The following is a 20,043-nucleotide window of genomic DNA, read 5'->3' as shown; positions in this document are numbered from 1 at the left end:
TGTGCAGTTCTGTACCGTAACGCCGGCAAGTTCAACCGCTTCTACGCGCGCTACCGGCGTTATTTTGCCGGTACGCCCCACTTCCCAGGAAACAGACTCCAGCACGGTTGTTGTTTCTTCCGCTTCGAATTTATAGGCAACCGCCCAACGCGGGAACTTGTCGGTATAACCAAGCGCTTCGCGCGTACGCATGTCCGTCAGCTTCACAACCGCTCCGTCGATCAAATAATCCAGCGTATGGCGCCGTTCTTCAATGGCCTTAAGCTCCTTCTGCACCTCTTCAATCGTATCGCAATATACGATGTAGGGATTGACCTTAAACTTGTTATCGCGCAAAAACTGCTGCATTTGTTTATGGTCCTGAAAAGAAACGCCTTCGGCATATCCTACATTATAGAAAAAAGCGCTCAGCTTGCGTTCGGCCGTTACTTTCGGGTTCAGGTTGCGCAAAGCGCCGGCGGCGGCGTTCCGGGCGTTTTTGAGCTGTTCGGCGGCCGTTGCGTTATAGCGCTCCAGCACGGACAAGTTCATTAACCCTTCTCCCTGCACTTCGATCGTTCCTTCTTGAAAAGGGATCGTCAGCGGAACCGACTTAATCGTCTTCACCTGCGGCAGGATGCCTTCGCCTACCGTTCCGTTGCCGCGCGTTGCCGCTTGCACAAGCCTGCCGTTCTCATACGTCAGGTTCAAGGTAAGCCCGTCGAACTTAAGCTCGATAGCATACGCCGGCTGCGGGAGCGGCTCTTCCTCCGGATGCTTGGCGTTATAGTCGGCTACCGCTTTCAGCACACGCTGGTTCCAGGCCAGCAAATCCTCCGCGTCCTGCGCTTTGTCCAGGCTCCAAAGCTTCGCCCGGTGACGGTGAGGCTCAAAGCCTTTGAGCAAATCGCCGCCTACCCGCTGCGTCGGGGAGTCCGGCAGCGTAATGCCGGACTGCGCCTCCAGCGAGACAAGCTCGTCATACAGCTTGTCGTAATCCGCATCGCTGATCGTCGGCTGATCCAGCGTATAATATTGATAATTGTGAGCGGCAAGCTCATCTGCCAGCTCCTGCATGCGCTGCAGCACAGCAGGATCGGCCTCGGGCAATCCAGCGTGATTTCCTTCGGAAAAACGCAGGTTGTTTGTCTCCACAGAGGTTCCCCTTCCTATCATTTAAATGGGTTTCGTTTCAATGCTCTCATCTATACTTTCGTAATCGGCGCAAAAGAAGCCAGCAAACGCTTAATCCCCACAGGCGCCGGGAATGCAATCTGCAGCTCGGTGTCGCTGCCCGTCCCTTTCACGGACACAATGGTGCCTTCGCCCCATTTGCCATGGGCCACTTTATCGCCCGCGGCAAAATCGCGGTCGCCCCCGCCCGCGCTTGCGCCAGCCGCGCGGGCTGCATCCAGCGGCGAGCTGATGCGCACGCTGCTGCCGGCTGCGCCGGAAGGGCGGCTGGCAGCAGCCGCGCCAAAGCCAGGCGCCCGGCCGCCGCCCGGACGCGTAGCGCCAAACGAGCCGGCGCCTCCGCCGGCAAAGCGGTTTCCGCCCCGGCCGATGCCGCCGGCGGATACATTTTCCTTGACGCTGTCCGGCACCTCTTCCAGGAAGCGCGATGGCATATTGGAGCTCGTGCGCCCAAACAGCGTCCGCATGCGGGCGCATGTCAAGTAAAGGCGCTCCTCCGCGCGTGTAATGCCCACGTAGGCAAGGCGGCGCTCCTCCTCCAGCTCTTCGTTGTCGGCAAGCGCGCGGCTGTGCGGAAATACGCTTTCCTCCATCCCGATAATAAACACGACCGGGAACTCCAAGCCTTTGGCGCTATGCATCGTCATAAGGACAACCGCATCATCGTTTGCGCTGTCGTCCTTGTCCATCGAGTCGATATCGGCGATAAGCGCCAAATCCGTCAGAAAAGCGACAAGCGTCCGGTCTTCGTTGCGCTTCTCAAAATCCATCGTCACAGACAGAAACTCGTCGATGTTTTCCATCCGCGCTTTGGATTCCAGCGTATTTTCGCGCTGCAGCTCCATCCGGTAGCCGGACATCTCGAGTATTTTTTCCGTCAGCTCGGTTACGGACAAATATTCCACCATCTGCGACAGGTTGCCGATCATCTCGCGGAATTCGATCAGCTGAGATCTTGTCCGGCCGCTGACCTCCACCCCGTTCAGGTCGCCAAGCACTTCATAGATGGACGATCCGCGGCGGGCCGCTTCGTCGGCCAGCTTGCCGACCGTCGTATCGCCGATGCCGCGCTTCGGAACGTTAATAATCCTCTCCAGGCTAATATCGTCCGTCGGATTGGAAATCAAACGCAAATACGCCAGCAAGTCTTTAATTTCTTTGCGGTCGTAGAACTTGACGCCGCCTACGATTTGATAAGGAATATCCGATTTGATCAAAATTTCCTCGATAACGCGGGACTGGGCGTTCGTCCGGTACAATATCGCATGGTTTGCGAAACGTTTTCCTTTGTGATCCACGTTGCGGCGGATTTCGCCGGTAATGAAATACGCTTCATCATGTTCCGAATCGGCTTGGTATACCGTAATCGGATCGCCTGAGCCGCTTTGGGTCCACAGTTTTTTAGGCTTGCGTCCCGTGTTGCGTTTAATGACGGCGTTGGCTGCATCCAAAATGTTGGAGGTGGAGCGATAGTTCTGCTCCAGCATAATGGTGCGGGCCTCCGGGTAATCCTCTTCAAAGTTGAGGATGTTCGTAATGTCCGCGCCGCGCCAGCGGTAAATCGACTGGTCGCTGTCGCCGACCACGCAAATGTTATGGTGTTTGTCTGCCAGCATGCGGCAAAGCATATATTGGGCACGGTTCGTATCCTGATATTCGTCAACGTGGATATAGCGAAATTTGGTCTGGTAGTAGTCCAGGACCTCCGGCACTTCTTTAAACAGCTCGATTGTCTTCATAATCAAATCATCGAAATCAAGCGAGTTGTTGCTGCGCAGCCTTTTTTGATAAGCGGTATACACCTTGGCCACGATGCCTTCGAAATAATCGCCAGCCTTCTGCTCGAAGCGCTCCGGCGTAACCAGCTCGTTTTTGGCGCTGCTCATCGTTGCCTGCACAGCTTTCGGTTCGAATTTTTTCGTGTCGATATTGAGGTCCTTCATGCAGTTCCGGATAACAGACAACTGGTCGGATGAGTCCAAAATCGAGAAGCTGGTCGAATAGCCGATCCGTCCGATATCACGACGCAAAATGCGGACGCACATCGAGTGGAAGGTGGATACCCAAATATCCTGTCCGCCCGGGCCAACGAGCGCCGAAACCCGGTCCTGCATTTCGCGAGCCGCTTTATTCGTAAAAGTAATGGCAAGAATGCTCCACGGCGCAACTCGCTGCTTCTCGATTAAATAAGCGATACGGTGCGTCAATACGCGCGTTTTGCCGCTTCCCGCTCCCGCCATGATGAGAAGCGGCCCTTCCGTCGCCCGGACCGCATCCTGCTGCGGCGGATTCAGTTTTTGCACCGCTTGCTCGATGCCGATTGGATTAAACATAATCTTGCTCCTTTATACCGATTTGTTCGCATTTGTTCGCCTACTTTCCAGTGTAGACGGAGCGCCCTTAACGTGTCAATTTGCGGGGCAAAAAACATTGCAGTTGTTAAAAATGCACTATTTTTCCATATCGCTTGTTCAATTATAATCAAATTTGAGCGCGGGAAGCATTCTCATGTATAATAACGCTAGCATTGAGCCTATACCGGTTTTTTAATGAAATCATGCAGGGTTTAAAACGCCGCCAGACGTCTATGAACAAAGAAAGGCTGGGGCTCGGCGTTATCATCATATTGGCTAGGCCATGCGGCAAAAGCAGGTTCGGAGCAGCAATCGGCGGACAAGCCTGCAAATTAGCGCTGCGTGACGCCATTCAAGCAAAAGAGAGGATGTTTAGTAGGAATGGATTTTTGGGAAATGATAAAAGCCATTATTTTGGGCCTCGTCGAGGGCTTGACGGAATTCGCCCCGGTATCGTCCACAGGACACATGATTATCGTTGATGACATGTGGCTAAAGTCGGAGGAATTTCTCGGCAAGTACACGGCCAATACGTTTAAGGTCGTTATCCAGCTTGGTTCAATATTGGCGGTTATCGTCGTGTTCCGCAACCGGTTTATTGAATTGCTTGGATTAAACCGGCTTAGAGGAAACAAGTCAGCTGCTCCTGTTTCCCCTTCTGCTCCGCAAGGCGGAAGGCTGAAGCTGATGCAGGTCATTGTAGGTTTGATTCCGGCGGGCGTGCTTGGCTTGGTGCTGGAAGACTACATCGACGAGTACCTGTTCTCTACCGCAACCGTTCTTATCGGTCTGGTCATCGGGGCTGTGCTGATGATTATTGCGGACTACTACAGCAAACGGATGCCGGTTAAAGCGGAAACGGTGGACCAGATAACGTACAGGCAGGCTTTTACAATCGGTCTTATGCAATGCTTGTCGTTGTGGCCGGGCTTCTCGCGTTCGGGTTCTACCATTTCCGGGGGCGTATTGCTTGGTCTCAGCCACCGGGCTGCAGCCGATTTCACGTTTATTATGGCTGTTCCGGTTATGCTTGGCGCCAGCGCGTTATCGCTGTATAAAAACTGGCAGTACATTACGGCGGATTCGCTGCCGTTTTTTATCGCCGGATTTATTGCCGCATTTGTATTCGCGCTGCTGTCCATCCGTTTCTTCCTGAAATTGATTAACCGCATTAAACTCGTGCCGTTCGCCATCTATCGAATTGTTCTTGCCATCATCATTTATTTTGTATTTATCTAGTGCAATTTAACCCGGAACGGCAATGCAAAATCATTTCGCACATAAACAACCCCCGGCAGCAGGTGCAAACCTTGCTGGCCGGGGGTTGTTGGATTATAAGCATAAGCCTTCTCGAAGTTTGCGCTTAGGACGCTTTGCGCAGCATCAAAAACGAGCATAAGCCAAACAAAGCAGCAAGCGGAAGGAGCATAACGGCGTTCAGCCAAGCGGAATGATCGCCGAGCCACTCAAAAACCGGCCCCCAAGTTTTGTAATACGTCAATAAATAACTGGTAACGGTTAAAGCAGCCATCATAACCAGCGTGAAAGCATACATCCCTTTGCGCCCGTACCGGCGTACAATGGAGGCAATAAACAATCCCATAAAGCTCATAAAGAGCAGCAAGCATAACGATACTCCGAATTGAACCGCTATATTCCCATCATTCAAATAAGGCAGATGGAAATAACTCAGTTTGACACCCCAGCCCCCCGTCCAGTCTCCTTCGATAATGGACAATAACGATAAGAGCAGCGCAATCACAACTGTAAAAATAGCCATTGCGGTTACGACACCCCAAAAATAATCTTTGCGCCGGACGCTAAGCCCGATTGAAAACGAGAAGGTCTGGGCGGGGACAAGAATGCCTAATACAAGCGTATAAATATAGATGGAGGATACGCCTCCCGACTGAATGCCCTGTTCGTCTCTGACCAGGAAACTGATAAACAAATTGACCAGAAAGCTGGAGAATAGGACGATGGCCGGTACCATAAACCAGGACCATCTGTCTTTAAAATGCATTTTTATAACGGCTTGAACTTTGCTCATCATTTTATCCCTCCCTGTTCATGTGCCGGCCGGTTCATTTTGGTCATATGAACAATGAGCTCCTGAAGCGAAACCGGCTTAACCTCCAGCCCTTGCTCGGCTGCACTGTAACGCTCGGACGGCGAACCGCCCAGCACGACTGCCGTTGCATATCCGCCAAGCGCCGAACGGGACAACACCTGTTTGCCTGCAGTAAACACGTCTACTTTGCCGGCTGGTCCGGATACCGAATACCCTTTGTCCCGCAGCCTCTCGGCCTCTTCGTTTATTTTGATTTCGCCGCGGTCGATTAATATCACATGTTCCAGCATTGGGCTGATTTCGTCGATCAAATGTGTCGAGAGAATAATCGTCCGGGGATGGCTGCCATAATCCTCGATCAGCAGATCGTAAAACATCGAGCGCGCCACGACATCCAGCCCCAAATAGGGCTCATCAAAAATCGTAAGCGGAGCCCGGCTGGCGAGTCCGATAATGATGCCGACCGAAGAACTCATGCCTTTGGAAAGCTTCTTAAAGCGCCGGTCCAGCGGAAGCTGGAACTGCTGAAGCAGGGAAGCGGCATAGTCGTTGTCCCAGTTCGGGAATAAAGAGGCGGCTGTGCTTATAATGTCCTTTACCCGGAACGTATCCGGATATTTCTGGCTTTCTTTAATAAAACATATCCGGTCCAGCACGTTCCGGTTTTCATAGGGATGTTCGCCAAACACTTTGACCGTGCCTTCGGTCGCCATCAGCTGCGCGGTCAGCAAATGCATAACGGTTGTTTTGCCCGCTCCGTTCCGGCCTAGCAAACCGTAGATTTTCCCTTCCTCCAGTGAAAAGCTCACTTGATTTAATGCCGTAAAGCTTCCGTACCGCTTCGTTAATCGGTTCACTTCCACAATTGGACTCATTACATGGTCGCCCCTTTCTTAATCATATCCGTCAGTTGTTCAACCGATATTTCAAGCTTTTTTGCTTCCTGCACCATGGCAGCAACGTACTGGTCGTAAAATTGCTCTCTGCGCTTCTCCAGCAGCTTCTCTCTAGCTCCCTCGGACACAAACATTCCAATCCCTCTCTTCTTGTACAAAATGCCTTGCTCCGTCAGCAGGTTTACCCCCTTTGCAGCGGTAGCCGGGTTGATCTGATAAAAGGCCGCGAACTGGTTCGTTGATGGAACCTGGGATTCTTCCGGGAGTGTTCGTTCAATGATGTCATCTTCGATCCGTTCGGCAATTTGCATAAATATAGGGCGACTGTCGTCTATCGTCTTCATCCGCTTTACCACCTAACTGGTTAATTACTCAAGTAACTAACCTCAATATAACCGGAATCCGGTGTGAAGTCAATAACGCGCCGAAAAAATAGGCACAACAAAAACCCGGCCGGCACCTTTATGGTACCGGCCGGGTTTGAAGCGGCAGCGTTTCGTTATGAAGCCGGATTTGCCGTCGTTTTGCCTGCAAACTGGCTGTTGTACAAATCGGCGTAAAAGCCGTCTGCCTCCAGCAATTCATCATGTGTACCCTGCTCGATAATCGAGCCGTTGTTCATAACAAGAATCAAATCGGCGCCGCGGATCGTGGACAGCCTGTGGGCGATTACAAAGCTGGTCCGCCCTTCCATCAGATGATTCATCGCCCGCTGAATATGAACCTCCGTACGCGTATCGACGCTGCTTGTCGCCTCGTCGAGAATCAGAATTTGCGGATCCGCCAAAATCGCGCGGGCAATGGTCAGCAGCTGTTTTTGCCCTTGCGATATGTTCGAGGCGTCCTCGTTCAGCACCGTATCATAACCTTGCGGCAGCGTACGGATAAAATGGTCCGCATGCGCTGCTTTTGCCGCTTCAATAATGTCATCTTCCGAAGCGCCTTCACGGCCGTAGCCGATATTGTCGCGAATCGTGCCGTTAAACAGCCACGTATCCTGCAGCACCATGCCAAACAACCGGCGCAGGCTGCCGCGCTGCATCTCTGTAATGTCGACGCCGTCGATCATAATTTTGCCGCCGCTTAGCTCGTAGAACCTCATCAGCAGGTTGATTAAAGTCGTTTTGCCCGCTCCGGTCGGACCAACGATGGCAACAGTCTGGCCCGGCATGACATTAATGTTCATCTGTTTGATCAGAATGGCATCCTCTTTATACCCGAACCGTACGTCGTCAAAGCGGACCGCACCGGCCGGCTTAACAAGCGTCTTCGCATTAGCCGGCTCCGGCACTTCCTCTTGCTCATCCAGCAGCTCAAACACCCGCTCCGCAGATGCCACCGTTGACTGAATGACATTGGCGATATTCGCCAGCTGCGTGATCGGCATCGTAAACTGCCTGGTGTATTGAATAAAGGCCAGGATGTCCCCGATCTTGATCGTATTCCGGACGACAAACAGGCCGCCGATGATGCTGACAAGCACATAACCGATGTTGCTGATAAAGCTCATGATCGGCATAATAATGCCGGATATAAACTGGGCGCGCCAGCCGGCCTCGTACAGCTTATCGTTCATGCCGTTAAATTCTTCAATGGAACGCTTCTCGCGGCCAAACGCTTTGACGATCCGGTGGCCTGTAAACATTTCTTCAACATGCCCGTTCAGCTTGCCCAGCTCCGCCTGCTGCTGGATAAACAGCTTTTGCGAGCGTGCGGCGATACTGCGGATAGCCAGCAGGCTGGCCGGAATCGTTAAAAATACGATAAGCGTCAGCCATGGGCTAATCGTCAGCATCATAATAATAACGCCGATCAGCGTAATGAAAGAAGTAATAAACTGCGTTAAGCTTTGCTGCAGCGTATTGCTGATATTGTCGACGTCGTTGACAACCCGGCTTAACACTTCCCCGTTGGGACGGGAATCAAAATATTTGATCGGCAGCCGCGCAAATTTGTCGTACACCTGCTTCCGCAAATCGTAAACGACTTTTTGCGCGATGCCTGCCATTAAATACTGCTGGACATAGCTGAACGCAGCGCTGATGACATACAGCAGCAGCAGAATAAGCAAAATGTGGTTGATCGCATGGAAATCGATCCGGCCTTCCCCTTTTTGCATCGCGATAAAGCCGTCCGCCAGCTTGGTTGTCGCATGGCCCATCAGCTTCGGGCTGACAATGCTGAACAGCGTGCTCAGCACAGCCGTCGCCAGCACGCCAAGCAGCTTCGGCGTATGCGGCTTTAAGTAGCCGATCAGCCGGGCCAGCGTACCTTTAAAATCTTTCGCCTTCTGGACAGGCATAGCCATGCCCATTCCGGGCGGCCCCATGCCAGGCCCTCTGCCGCCATGACGGCCTTGCGGCCGCTGTCTTTGCTCGCTCATGCTATTTCCTCCTCCGACAGCTGCGAGGATACAATTTCGCGGTATACTTCACTCGTCTCCATCAGCTCCTGATGAGTGCCGATGCCCGAAACTTTGCCCTCGTCCAGCACGATAATCCGATCCGCATCCATAACCGTACTGACGCGCTGCGCTACGATCAGAACGGTTGCGTCCGTCGTCTCCGACTTTAAAGCTGCCCGCAGCTTCGCGTCCGTCTTAAAGTCAAGCGCCGAAAAGCTGTCGTCAAACACATAAATTTCCGGCTTCCGAACCAGCGCGCGGGCGATGGATAAACGCTGCTTCTGCCCGCCGGAGACATTGTTGCCGCCTTGCTCAATGACCGAATCGTAGCCTTTCTCCATCTCGTCGATAAAACCGGAAGCTTGCGCGATCTCAGCGGCATGCCGCACTTCTTCATCCGTCGCGCCGTCTTTGCCGTAGCGGATATTATCGGCAACGGTGCCGGTGAACAGGACCGCCTTTTGCGGGACAAAACCGATTTTCGCGCGCAGCTGCTCTTGCGTCATATCCCGCACATCCAGCCCGTCCACCCGGACGCTGCCGCTGCCCGCATCATAAAAGCGCGGAATAAGGCCGACCAGCGTGCTTTTGCCGGAACCGGTGCCGCCGATAATGGCCGTCACCTCGCCGGGGCTGGCGCGAAACGAAATATCGGAAATCGCCGGCTCTTCCGCCCCTGGATAACTGAATGTAACGTGATCGAACTCGATATAACCTTGATAGCCTTCCTGCAAGGCGGCTGGCGAGGTTATATCCTTCATCGCCGGCTCCATATCAAGCACTTCGTTAATGCGGCCCGCCGATGCCGACGCACGCGGAACCATTACAAACATCATCGAGCCCATCATAAGCGAAAACATAATTTGCGATGCGTATTGGATAAAGGCCATCAGAGAGCCGATCTGCAAATCATTATGGTCGATCCGCACTGCGCCAATCGCCAAAATGGCTACCGTCGAAACGTTCATCACAAGCATCATAAGCGGGAACAACACGGCCATAATTTTATTCACACGCACTGCCGTATTCGTCAGATCGGAGCTTGCTTCATCAAACCGTTCTTTTTCATGGCGCACCCGGTCAAACGAACGAATGACGCGAATGCCTGTCAAACCTTCGCGCAGCACCCGGTTAAGCTTGTCAATTTTCACCTGCATAGCTTTGAAGTAAGGGATCCCCCGGCGGACAACCAAATAAATAACCAGTGCCAGAAGCGGCAATACGACAACAAATACAAGCGACAGCTTGGCATCTTTGGACACCGCCATAATAATGCCGCCGATGCACATCAAAGGCGCCGTTATCATTAAGCGCATCATCATGACAAGCACTTGCTGAAGCTGGGTAATATCATTCGTTGTACGGGTAATAAGAGAAGCCGTGCCAATCCGGTCAAACTCCTGCTGCGAAAAGTTCTCCACATGGCTGAACACTTTGCCTCGGACCATGCGTCCAAAGCCAAGAGCGGATCTCGAGGACATATAGCTTGCCGCCACTGAGCATAATCCCCCGGCAGCCGCAACGAGCAGCATAAATCCGCCGATGCGCCATATGTAGGCGTTGTCTCCTTTCATGACGCCATAATCTACAATATCCGACATAAGTGTCGGCAAGTAGAGGTCGGATAACGTTTGCAAAAAAACAAATACAAAAACAAAAATGACTTGCACCCGAAAGGGCTTTAAAAATCGAAACAGCTTTAACAAGCAGACTCATCCCCCTGCTTCTCAATTGAAGTGGCTCGCCCAAAATGCTTTAGTGATAAAATATTTACTTCCACAGTATAGTTTTTTCAGCAGCAGCCCGTCAACCGGACCGCCCCCTAGGATGGCTGCCAGCGCAATGAACCCGCATGCCGTCTTGCGCCGCAGCGGGTTCATCATGAGTGGTTCAATGGCATGCGCAGCATCGTACATGCGTTACGTTATACAGCGGCGTTTTCTTTTACAGCTGCAACGGTAGCGAGCGCCTTCTGCAAATCGGCGTATACAATATTGCCTACCACAACCGTATGTACGACTTCCGCTGCCTGACGTGCTTTCTCTGCGCTGTCAATGCCGCCGCCGTAAAATACGCGGGCTCCGCCTGCCGCCGCCGCTGCCCGCTTCACCAGCTCCATATCGCCAAACCGGCCGCTGTACTCCAAATAGACGATCGGCAGCTTCAGCAATCGGGCGGCCAGTCTGACCCTTGCCGCAACGTCGGCCGCATCCAGATTCGTATTCGCTTCGGTAAGCTTGGCTGCGGTTGCATCAGCGTTTAAAATAATATAACCTTCCGCAGCCGTTTTATCCCATGGAATAAAGCTGCCATATTCCTTGATCCCCTCGATATGGTGGCCGATCAGCCACTCCGGTTTATCCGTATTAAGCACCATCGGCACCAAATACCCGTCAAACCCGGGAACGGCCGCATCCAGCGAAGATACTTCCAGCACGCACGGCACCTCGTATCTGCGGATACGGGACATCAAATCGACCGTATTCTCATAGGTAACGCCGCTGGAGCCGCCGACCATAATCGCATCCGTTCCCGACATGCATACGGCGTCCAGCTCCTCGTCCGTCAGCTCCTTATCCGGATCCAGCTTAAATACATGGCGCCACTCGTTAAAACCGATACCTTCCATCTGTCGTCCTCCGCTTGTTCGCTCACGGGACCGACCGGCTGGGCCGGCAGTCACCGTTTTCTGTATGTCTCTATGCTATGCCAGCGGCCAATCGGTGTCAAACCGTGCACCAACGAAGCGTGAACCCGGAGGCTTAGATAAGCCGGCACAGAAAAGACAGCCGTTAAAGTTAAGACTGCTTCAGCTTTTCCCGTGCTTCATCGAGCATTCTCAAATCCCGTACCGTCGGCTCCTTTATCCGCTCCAAATAAGCTATCGCCTGCGCAGGATTGCCGTTATCCTCTTGCGCAATGCCGTACAGCGCCATCACCGCCAAAGCCCGAAGCGCAAAATCGTTGTCGCCTTCGCGCTTATAAGCTTCAATAGCCTCTGCATAACGCTGCTGCAGGACGAGGCGGTCGCCTTCCAGCTGCCCGTCATCCGGCATCTGAAATAGCGGTTTATCCTGCAGCCCTGTGTAATAACCGTCAGAGCTGCTTAATATTTTCCCTTCTTTTGTAAAAGCGGTAACCGACCACGTAAATTTGCCTCCGGGAAATACAGCGCCTAAAATAGAGGATGGCTGCAGCGTGACCGACTTTCCGTCATACGATTTGGAATACCCGTTTAAATAAGTACGGAGAAAAGAAACGGAGTACGTCGCTTCCGCGTCCTTCCATAAATCATCCATATAATAGGACGAATAGGATTCGATCAAACGGCCGCTCCGGTCGTATTGCAAATTAATAATTTGGATTTGATAGCTATACGCCCCAGGGTATGGCTTCCATTTAAACGTAATTTGATTACCGTCAATTAAAGTTTTGTTCACCGGCGATATGATTTCCATCTGCGGCACAAAGTTAATGTTATAGGCTGCCGTGCTTCCGTTCCGAATGGTAACACTGTCCGGTGTAGTGCCGCCCAAATAATACCCCGAAAGCTCAGCCGGCGTCATACCTACGCCCACTTCATATTCAATCGGATAGACGCTGTAGTCTCCGACCCCTTTTAAAACCGCCGGCTTTGGCGCAGCTTCGCCACCTTTACCGTCTCCGTAAAACCGGTACTTCCCTTGGGCATCCGTAATGGCAATCGGATAATTGCCAAACGGATTGGAAACCCAGCCGTTTAACGCTTTGTCCTTCAGTACCACAAACGCATCGGCGGCCGGTTTGCCGTCCATCGTTACAGTTCCTTCCAGCAGCGGTGTTTTGCCTATATCGGTATGCCTTGTTTCCAGCATCGCAAGCCATCCTTGCAGCTCATTCGTTTGAAAAAAAACATCCGGCTTTTGCGCTGCCGCTACTTCCTTTAGCTGCTGCTCCGCTTCGTCCCAGCGCTTCTCTTGAATATAAAGGATGCCTAGCTTATACTTTGCCTGCACGATAGAAGACGAGTTGTTGTAATTGGCAATAAGCCGCTTCAGCTTTTGTTCGGCCTCCTGCAATTCAGCCTTGTCATGTACTGCTCCGGACCAGGATTTCGAATCCGGAAAAATAAAATAATAATTGTTGTAGTCATCATGAACGTCAAAAGCGTTCATTCCAGACTGATACAGCGCCTGCTGAGCCAGCCGGTGCTCCGGATACAGCCGCAGCAGTGTATCGTATTGTTTGTTGTGGTATAGGATGGACGGCAGCTGCGTATACACAACCCATCCGGAAATAACGAGTATTATCGCCATCAAGAGCACTGTGCGCACTTTTACTCTAATCATCGGTGATTGTCCCAGCCTTCCGTTAAATCCGACTGGTAATAAGTCCCTCCGGCAAGCGCAACCAGCGTATCGTTTTGGCTCATGACGGCATTTGCCTGCCTGTGCGGAGCAGAGCCGGAGACTTTGCCGGATAAAAGCAGCGGATTGCGAAGCATCGTCCATCCCCAAATCGGAGCGGCAATCAAGATGGCGGCCGCCGCTGCTACAACCGGAACCGGTATCGCGATCTCGCGATTCCAGAACGGTTCCCGTTTGGCCGCACGCGCAAGCACCTTCTCCTTTACGCTGTCCGGCATCGTGGCTCCTTCAAGGTCAAATGCTGCGTTCAGCTGCTCCCTTACGCTCGTTCCGGTCAAATTTACCAGTCGCGCTGATTCCTGCCCCTCTGTCTTCATCCGCCCAGCCTCCTTCGTCCAACATTGATTTCAGCAGCTTCCTGCCCCGCTGCAGCTTGCTTTTCACCGTACCGGCCGGCTCTCCCAGCCATTCGGCAATCGCGCCGACCGGCAGCTCCTCGTAGTAATAAAGAACAATGACTTCCCGGTAGCGAAAAGGCAAATCGCCAATGGCATCCCGAAGCAGCTTTGCCGATACCCACGCTTCCGAGCCAGGTACAACCGGCTCGGAAGCAGCGTTTCCCGCCTGACTCGGCAATGTCACATCAGCGGCACCCGTCTCATGCGTGAGGAGCCGACTTCCGCCCGGGAGCAGCCGTTTCCAGGATGCCCGGCGCATGTGTGACCGGCACCGGTTCACCGTCATGCGCAGCAGCCAGCTCCGGATGCTCAACGGATCGTTCAGCTGGTTAATTTTCCGGTAGGCGTTCAAAAAAACATCCTGACTGATATCCTCGGCCAAATGTGTATCCTTCAGCAGCAGCGCCGCCGTCCGGTACACCTCCTTGCCGTACGCATCCATCAGCCGCGCCAATGCTTCGCGGTCGCCCGCCTTTAACCGGCTGACCATCTCCCGCTCGTTCCCCATCGCCTCACCTTGCCTCTCTATAAATAAAGACGCCTGCAGCAGGCGAATCGGTTGCATTTTCCTGTTTTACTTTTTAAAGGATAAACCGAGCGTAAAAAAACTCCGGTTCCCGCGATGCCGGAAACCGGAGTTTGTACGTTTATTTATTTCACGAGCTGCCCGCGTGTAACGCCAAGCTGATTCGTTGCTTTCAGCGCGCGCCATACTTGAGAGCCGTTAATACGGCCGTCAAGCGCGTCACGGTACAAGCCAAGCACCTCGTGCACCTTTTCCGGCGTTTCTTCCAGAAATTCAACGCGGTATGAAGGAACGCCCAGCTCGATAAAGTTGCGGATATATTCCGCACCGGACTGTTCGATGGCATTATAGACCGTATTGCGGCAGCCTTCATCGACCCGAACCGGATGCGACATGCCGATCCGGTCCTGCAGCGAAGCGCGGTGATCTTCGCAAGGACGTCCGCAGTTGGTGAAGTCGGTGCCTTCGCTCAGGAAAGTGCAGTATACGCAATGCTCGGTATGGAACATCGGCAAATGCTGATGGATTACGACTTCAAGCCGCGATGTATCCGATTCGCGCAGCAAGTCGACCATTTGCTGAATGTTCAGGTCATAAGATGGCGTCACCACGTCCAAGCCCGTTTCCGTGAACAGGTTGACCGCTTTATGATTGGCGATATTAAGCGAGAAATCGCCAATCAGCTTCGGAAACGGCTTGCCCGGATTTTCGGCCATTGCACGCAAATAATAATATAAAGCGCCCGTGTTGCGGATAAGAACCGCATCCGGCTGCAGCTTCAAGATGTTGGCGTGATAGCCGTTTTCGCCGGGCATATGAATGCGCGGCGTTGCAAGCGCAATCGGCTTGCCCGCCTTGCGCGCAATTTCGATTGCAGCCGGGAACTGCTTAATAAATTCAAAGTCGGCGTAAATCATCGCCACATCGGTCTGTACCGCCGCTTCGACCTGCGGCAGCGTCCGGCAAAGCGCGGTCAGCTGCGCTTTGTCCACTGGCTTTGGTTCGCCTTTACGCGCATCCGCAAATGCATCGGCAGTGCGCTTTACAAATACAGGCGGCTTCGGCCGTTCGCCCGCCAGCAGTTCCACCGCTTCGCGGCGGAGACGGTTCAGCTCGCGGATCGGCAATATCAGCTCGCCGTTCAGCTGCACATCAAGCACGTCGAGCTGATACAGCGTGCCGCCCAGCCGGCCCAGCTGATCGTGAAGCAATTCGGCGTCCATCGGACGTTTCAGCGCTTTTTCCAGCGGCAGCTCGGAGCTGACGATAACGGTTGTGCCTTTTTGCACATCGGTCCATACGGTACGCATCGGTTCGCCTTCCGCCCCGGTAACCGTCACATGCACCGGGAATACGCGGTACGGCTTCTCTGTCTCGAACGTGGCGCGAAGGCGCTTGTCGAGCGCCGGGTCGCTTGTTTTCCATACTTTGTCGCCGACATGCACTTTGCGCAGGTCAACGTCGTTGCGGCCCGGTACGATTTCAAGCATCGTGCCCTGCTGCGCTTCACCTTCGATTTTGACGCCTTGGCGCCGCAAATCGTAGACGCGTCCGCCTTCTTCCTTTTTCGTCGGGTCGCCTGCGTCAAACACGATGCCGTCGCCGCGTTTCAGCGGAGCGTCGAGACGAACCGTGACTGCGTCGCGCATAATGCGTTCGACGCGCCCAAGGTAAACACCGCGGCTTTTCGGGAACGTGCCGTCCACCAGCTGCTTGTTGTTGGTTCCTTCCAGGAAGCCGTGCGTAAAGCCGCGCGAAAAGCTTTGCTGCAGCTCGCGCACTTCCTCCTTCGATGGAGCGGACGAATCGCCGGCAAAATATTTTTCAATCGCTTTGTTGTATTTGCTTACGACATTGGCGACATATTCCGGGCTTTTCAGACGCCCTTCGATTTTGAACGACGTAACGCCGGCTTCAATCAGCTCCGGAATCAAATCAATCGCCGCCAAATCTTTGGGCGACAATAAATAAGCGACATCGCCCATCGGCTTCTGCTCGCCGTCCACGATCAGGTCATACGGCAGGCGGCAGGCTTGCGCGCATTCGCCGCGGTTGGCCGAACGGCCGCCCCACATTTCCGACGTCAAGCATTGGCCGGAATACGATACGCAAAGCGCGCCGTGCACGAACACTTCCATCGGCAGCTTCGCCTGCTCGCCGATTTTGCGGATTTGCTTCAGGTTGTTTTCCCGGCCAAGCACAACGCGTTCCAGCCCAAACGGCTTCGTAAACTCCACCGCCTCCGGCGATGTAATCGTCATTTGCGTCGAACCGTGAATCGGAAAATCCGGCGAAATTTCGCGGATCAGCTTCACGAGGCCCAAATCCTGCACGATCACGGCATCCACGCCGGCATCCATGCACATTTCAATCAGTTCCTGCGCATTCCTCAGCTCATCCTCAAACACCAGTATGTTAAAGGTCAAAAAGCCCTTAACGCCGTAACTGTGCAGGAACGCCATAATTTCAGGCAGCTCCTCCGAGCGGAAATTGTTTGCGCGGGCGCGGGCATTAAACTTTTCTACGCCAAAAAAAACAGCATCCGCGCCATTCGCCACCGCAGCGCGCATGCAGTCCCAATCGCCGGCAGGCGCCAGCAATTCGATATCTTCTCTTCTTATATGAAAGGCCATATTGACTAAACATCCTCCACTAAAGTTACTATACTTTGAAAACTGTTATTCATAGTGTAACAAACCGCCGCCCGCGAATCCACCACACAATGCTGGCAATGCCGGAAAAACAGCTGTTTAGTAGTATTCCCAATCAAAAAAACCGGAAACCGCCAGCTGGCGGTTTCCGGTTTGGCCTGGCTATTCAGACTGCTCTTGCAAATAGATGAATTAAGCTTTGATTTGAATGGAGCTGAGCACACGCTGCACGTCCTGCAAGTTGCCCTGCTCGCGCTGCCCGTTTCCGATAAAATATTGAATTACAATTAATTGGCTGCCGTTCTCTACAAAAATAAAATAATTGGTGCCGTTCTCTTCCTCATTCTCCTGCTTGTACACTTCCGCATTTTTGCCGCTAATTTTGATAGACGGCAGCGGAACCAGTTCTGAAGCGGCTATGTCATCTTCTTGTTCGAAATCAGCCGTATCTTCCTCGTCTAAAAGCGAAATAGAGAAGTAACCGTCATGGAACAAATAAAAATCTCCGCCCTCTTGATCATAGGAGCTGCCAGCCCAATACCCCGGCACAACAGCCGTTACGCTATCGCCGTAATCGGCGTGCACATCACCGGGCACGACAATATCCGCCGCTGTTGCTTTATCAAAGCTAAGCGTTAAGCTGTTCAGCAGCTCTTCATATGGAGCAAGATCGCTTGCACTCGAGCCGTCCGTCACAACAAACGCTGTATAAACCATATCGCCTTTTTGCGCTGTGCGGTATTGCACGACGGAGTCCTCAAACACGGAATATATCGTTTCAAAGGCAGTGCCGTTAACCGTCACCGTTTGTTCAGCGATGCTTTGTTCATCTTCCTCAAACCAGCTGTCTTTCAGCTGCTGGCGCAGCTCGCTTGAAGTAAATGTTTGGTCCACAATATCAGTCGTAATGACAAGCTCGGTTGTCATATCTTCGTTCGACCAGGCAGCAAAAGAGCCAACAGACGAAAAATCCGTTAAGCCATAGCTCTTTGGATCCTTGATGGAGTAGCCTTCATAGCTGCTGCCAATCCGCTTAAGCGCCTCCGACTGCAAGCTGCCGGTAATGGTGATCGCTTTGGTCGTCTGGTTCCAGTCTACTTTCGCCCCAAATGCTTCAACAATGACACGCAGCGGAACAAAGGTAGAGTTATTGACCAGCACCGGCGCTACCGCAACCTGTTTGACCGTTCCGTTTACGGTTACGTCTTTGCTGCCGATCGTCAATACGACATTGCGGTCATTATACTTCAGCCTGATTACGCCTTTTTGATAATCGATTCCGGCTTTAAAAGCTTCCGTAATGACGCGCAGCGGAACCATCGTCGTGCCGCTTGTTTCATAAGGCGCCAATATCGCGGACGTTTGGCCGTTGATTTGCATCGAAGGCTGTCCGGATTTCAGCTTCAGCTCAACCGTACCGCTGTTAGCTGCGTCTGCCCCGAATGCGGTTGCCGGCAGCACAGCAAACATAAGAAGCAGCAATCCCATCAGCGCGGCCGGCCATTTTTTTCTTTTCATCTTTCTTTCACCCCAATATGGAAAATAGTGTTACCCTTTAATTGTCGGCAGGGCGGCGGCGATTGTTTATTTTTTATGCAATTTTGCTTTGTTTTGAGCTACCTGCTTGGCGAAATAGTTAGAAATGCTATAATAAAATCGATTGACTTATCTCTACGAACCTATCTAACCAAGGAGGCTGTAATATACTATGAAATTAGGCGTTTTTGCTGTATTATTTGCGAACAAGCCATTTGAAGAAGCGCTCGACTACATTGCTGCAAAAGGCCTTGAAGCGGTTGAAATCGGTACCGGCGGCTACCCGGGCAACGCACATTGCAACCCGGATGTATTGCTTGCCGACGCAGGCAAATTGAAAGCGTTTAAACAAGCGGTTGAATCCCGCGGCCTGACCATCAGCGCGCTTAGCGCTCACGCAAACCCGCTTCATCCGCAGCAAGCGCTTGCCGCACCGGATGATGAAGTGATCCGTAAAACGATCGAGCTGGCTAACCGTCTCGAGGTGCCTGTCGTGAACACGTTCTCCGGCTGCCCGGGCGATCATGAAGGCGCTAAATATCCAAACTGGCCGGTAGCTCCTTGGCCAAACGACTATCAGGAAATTTTGAAATGGCAATGGGAAGAGAAAGTGATCCCTTACTGGACTGAAGTTGGCGGCATCGCCGAAAAAAGCGGCGTAAAAATCGGCCTTGAGCTGCACGGCGGCTTCTCCGTCCACAGCCCGTCCACGCTGCTTCGCCTGCGTGAAGCGGTAGGCAATGTTATTGGCGCCAACCTTGACCCTAGCCATATGTGGTGGCAAGGCATCGATCCAGTGCAGGCAGTTAACATTTTGGGCCGCGCCGGCGCGATCCATCACTTCCATGCGAAAGATACGTCGATTGATCCGGTGAACATTAACCATCACGGCGTAACGGATATGCAGTCGTACACGATGATGCTCGACCGTGCATGGCAGTTCCGTACGGTAGGATTCGGCCATGACATGAAAACATGGGCTGACATTATTAGCGCGCTCCGCCTTGTCGGCTACGATTATGTCGTCAGCATTGAACATGAAGACGGCCTGATGTCCGTTGACGAAGGTTTCTCCAAAGCGGTGCAAAACTTGCAGCAAGTTCTCATCCGCGAGCCGCTTGGCGAGATGTGGTGGGTATAGCCTTACATCAAAACCGTGCATACCGGCAGCCCCGGGATGCACGGTTTTTTTTGTTAACCGGCTTAACGGTTAACGAAGTAAATTCGTCTTTGACGGGCAGACGAACGGCCGGAGGCAAGCAACGCATTGGCTGAGGGTGCACAAAAAAAGACCCGACGGAAATGTTCCGCCAGGCCTTTGTTGTTAAGCCATCCATATTTTAAAAATCATGATGTAGTCGATTGCTAAAAACAATACAAGCGATAAGCATGTCCAGCCGATGGCAAAATAATTTTTATTCGGCTTGACTCGTAACAAACGGATCAACCCAATTAAGATCAATAAGGTAAACGCCAGCATAAACCAGTCGAATGTGTTTATGTTGCTTGCTGATTCTGCCGCTTCTTCTGCCAAAAACATCGGTGGCCCTCCTTTTTATTCACAACTTGCCTATATTATCCTTAATGTTATCCGTTTACATGAGAGGTTGCAAGTGCCATTTTCCATT

The 20,043-nt window shown here is 52.5% G+C and carries 16 protein-coding genes (1 of these 16 running past the window's edge); 2 read left to right on the top strand and 14 right to left on the bottom strand.

From position 1 onward, the window contains the following. A protein-coding gene (gene ligA / locus ET464_RS16925) for an NAD-dependent DNA ligase LigA (RefSeq protein WP_129444527.1) crosses the window boundary here: on the bottom strand, positions 1 to 1,056 show its 5' portion. It extends 939 nt beyond the left edge of the window; 1,056 of the gene's 1,995 nt are visible here — the first part of the coding sequence; its start codon is at positions 1,054 to 1,056; the stop codon falls past the left edge of the window. A 128-nt stretch (positions 1,057 to 1,184) separates the two neighbouring features. Beyond that, complete coding sequence (pcrA, locus tag ET464_RS16920) at positions 1,185 to 3,506, bottom strand: DNA helicase PcrA (RefSeq protein ID WP_129442998.1); 2,322 nt, start codon at positions 3,504 to 3,506, stop codon at positions 1,185 to 1,187. A 402-nt stretch (positions 3,507 to 3,908) separates the two neighbouring features. On the opposite strand from pcrA, the gene ET464_RS16915 reads away from it, so the two are divergent. Beyond that, a complete protein-coding gene (locus ET464_RS16915) occupies positions 3,909 to 4,766 on the top strand; it encodes an undecaprenyl-diphosphate phosphatase (protein ID WP_129442996.1) in 858 nt (285 codons plus the stop codon). Between the two features lie 124 nt (positions 4,767 to 4,890). Here ET464_RS16915 and ET464_RS16910 read toward each other — a convergent pair whose 3' ends face one another. The 11 genes from ET464_RS16910 to ET464_RS16860 form a co-directional block, all read right to left on the bottom strand. After that, the gene (locus ET464_RS16910; protein WP_129442994.1) at positions 4,891 to 5,580 is read right to left on the bottom strand and encodes a hypothetical protein; all 690 of its coding nucleotides are present in this window, start codon (positions 5,578 to 5,580) and stop codon (positions 4,891 to 4,893) included. Next, positions 5,577 to 6,473 carry an ABC transporter ATP-binding protein gene (locus ET464_RS16905; RefSeq protein ID WP_129442992.1) on the bottom strand — a complete coding sequence of 299 codons (897 nt, stop codon included), beginning with the start codon at positions 6,471 to 6,473 and terminating at the stop codon, positions 5,577 to 5,579. Before ET464_RS16905 ends, ET464_RS16910 begins: the two co-directional genes overlap by 4 nt. After that, positions 6,473 to 6,838, bottom strand: a complete 366-nt coding sequence (locus tag ET464_RS16900; RefSeq protein ID WP_129442990.1) for a GntR family transcriptional regulator — start codon at positions 6,836 to 6,838, stop codon at positions 6,473 to 6,475. The genes ET464_RS16905 and ET464_RS16900 overlap by 1 nt, the downstream gene beginning before the upstream one ends. Before the next feature lie 155 nt (positions 6,839 to 6,993). Then, positions 6,994 to 8,877 (bottom strand): ABC transporter ATP-binding protein, encoded by a 1,884-nt coding sequence (locus ET464_RS16895; protein WP_129442988.1) that lies wholly within the window; start codon positions 8,875 to 8,877, stop codon positions 6,994 to 6,996. Then, positions 8,874 to 10,604, bottom strand: a complete 1,731-nt coding sequence (locus tag ET464_RS16890) for an ABC transporter ATP-binding protein (RefSeq protein WP_129442986.1) — start codon at positions 10,602 to 10,604, stop codon at positions 8,874 to 8,876. The genes ET464_RS16895 and ET464_RS16890 overlap by 4 nt, the downstream gene beginning before the upstream one ends. A 218-nt stretch (positions 10,605 to 10,822) precedes the next feature. Next, complete coding sequence (gene pcrB / locus ET464_RS16885) at positions 10,823 to 11,527, bottom strand: heptaprenylglyceryl phosphate synthase (protein ID WP_129442984.1); 705 nt, start codon at positions 11,525 to 11,527, stop codon at positions 10,823 to 10,825. A 169-nt stretch (positions 11,528 to 11,696) separates the two neighbouring features. Further along, the gene (locus ET464_RS16880) at positions 11,697 to 13,226 is read right to left on the bottom strand and encodes a hypothetical protein (protein ID WP_129442982.1); all 1,530 of its coding nucleotides are present in this window, start codon (positions 13,224 to 13,226) and stop codon (positions 11,697 to 11,699) included. Then, a complete protein-coding gene (locus ET464_RS16875) occupies positions 13,223 to 13,522 on the bottom strand; it encodes a hypothetical protein (RefSeq protein WP_165280040.1) in 300 nt (99 codons plus the stop codon). The genes ET464_RS16880 and ET464_RS16875 overlap by 4 nt, the downstream gene beginning before the upstream one ends. A gap of 16 nt (positions 13,523 to 13,538) precedes the next feature. After that, the gene (locus ET464_RS16870) at positions 13,539 to 14,267 is read right to left on the bottom strand and encodes an RNA polymerase sigma factor (protein ID WP_129442978.1); all 729 of its coding nucleotides are present in this window, start codon (positions 14,265 to 14,267) and stop codon (positions 13,539 to 13,541) included. Between the two features lie 86 nt (positions 14,268 to 14,353). Then, positions 14,354 to 16,861 carry a U32 family peptidase gene (locus ET464_RS16865; RefSeq protein ID WP_129442976.1) on the bottom strand — a complete coding sequence of 836 codons (2,508 nt, stop codon included), beginning with the start codon at positions 16,859 to 16,861 and terminating at the stop codon, positions 14,354 to 14,356. A gap of 210 nt (positions 16,862 to 17,071) precedes the next feature. Further along, the gene (locus tag ET464_RS16860) at positions 17,072 to 18,397 is read right to left on the bottom strand and encodes a stalk domain-containing protein (RefSeq protein WP_129442974.1); all 1,326 of its coding nucleotides are present in this window, start codon (positions 18,395 to 18,397) and stop codon (positions 17,072 to 17,074) included. A 190-nt stretch (positions 18,398 to 18,587) separates the two neighbouring features. Between ET464_RS16860 and ET464_RS16855 the strand changes: the two genes are divergently transcribed. After that, on the top strand, positions 18,588 to 19,556 hold the full coding sequence (locus ET464_RS16855; RefSeq protein WP_129442972.1) for a sugar phosphate isomerase/epimerase family protein: 969 nt from the start codon (positions 18,588 to 18,590) through the stop codon (positions 19,554 to 19,556). Between the two features lie 183 nt (positions 19,557 to 19,739). Here the strand turns inward: ET464_RS16855 and ET464_RS16850 are convergent, their stop codons facing one another. Then, positions 19,740 to 19,955, bottom strand: a complete 216-nt coding sequence (locus ET464_RS16850; protein WP_129442970.1) for a hypothetical protein — start codon at positions 19,953 to 19,955, stop codon at positions 19,740 to 19,742. Between the last annotated feature and the right edge of the window lie 88 nt (positions 19,956 to 20,043).

Origin of the sequence: Paenibacillus protaetiae (genome assembly GCF_004135365.1) — a bacterium.
Lineage (GTDB): Bacteria > Bacillota > Bacilli > Paenibacillales > Paenibacillaceae > Paenibacillus_AP > Paenibacillus_AP protaetiae.
This window is presented reverse-complemented; position numbering and strand designations above follow the sequence as displayed.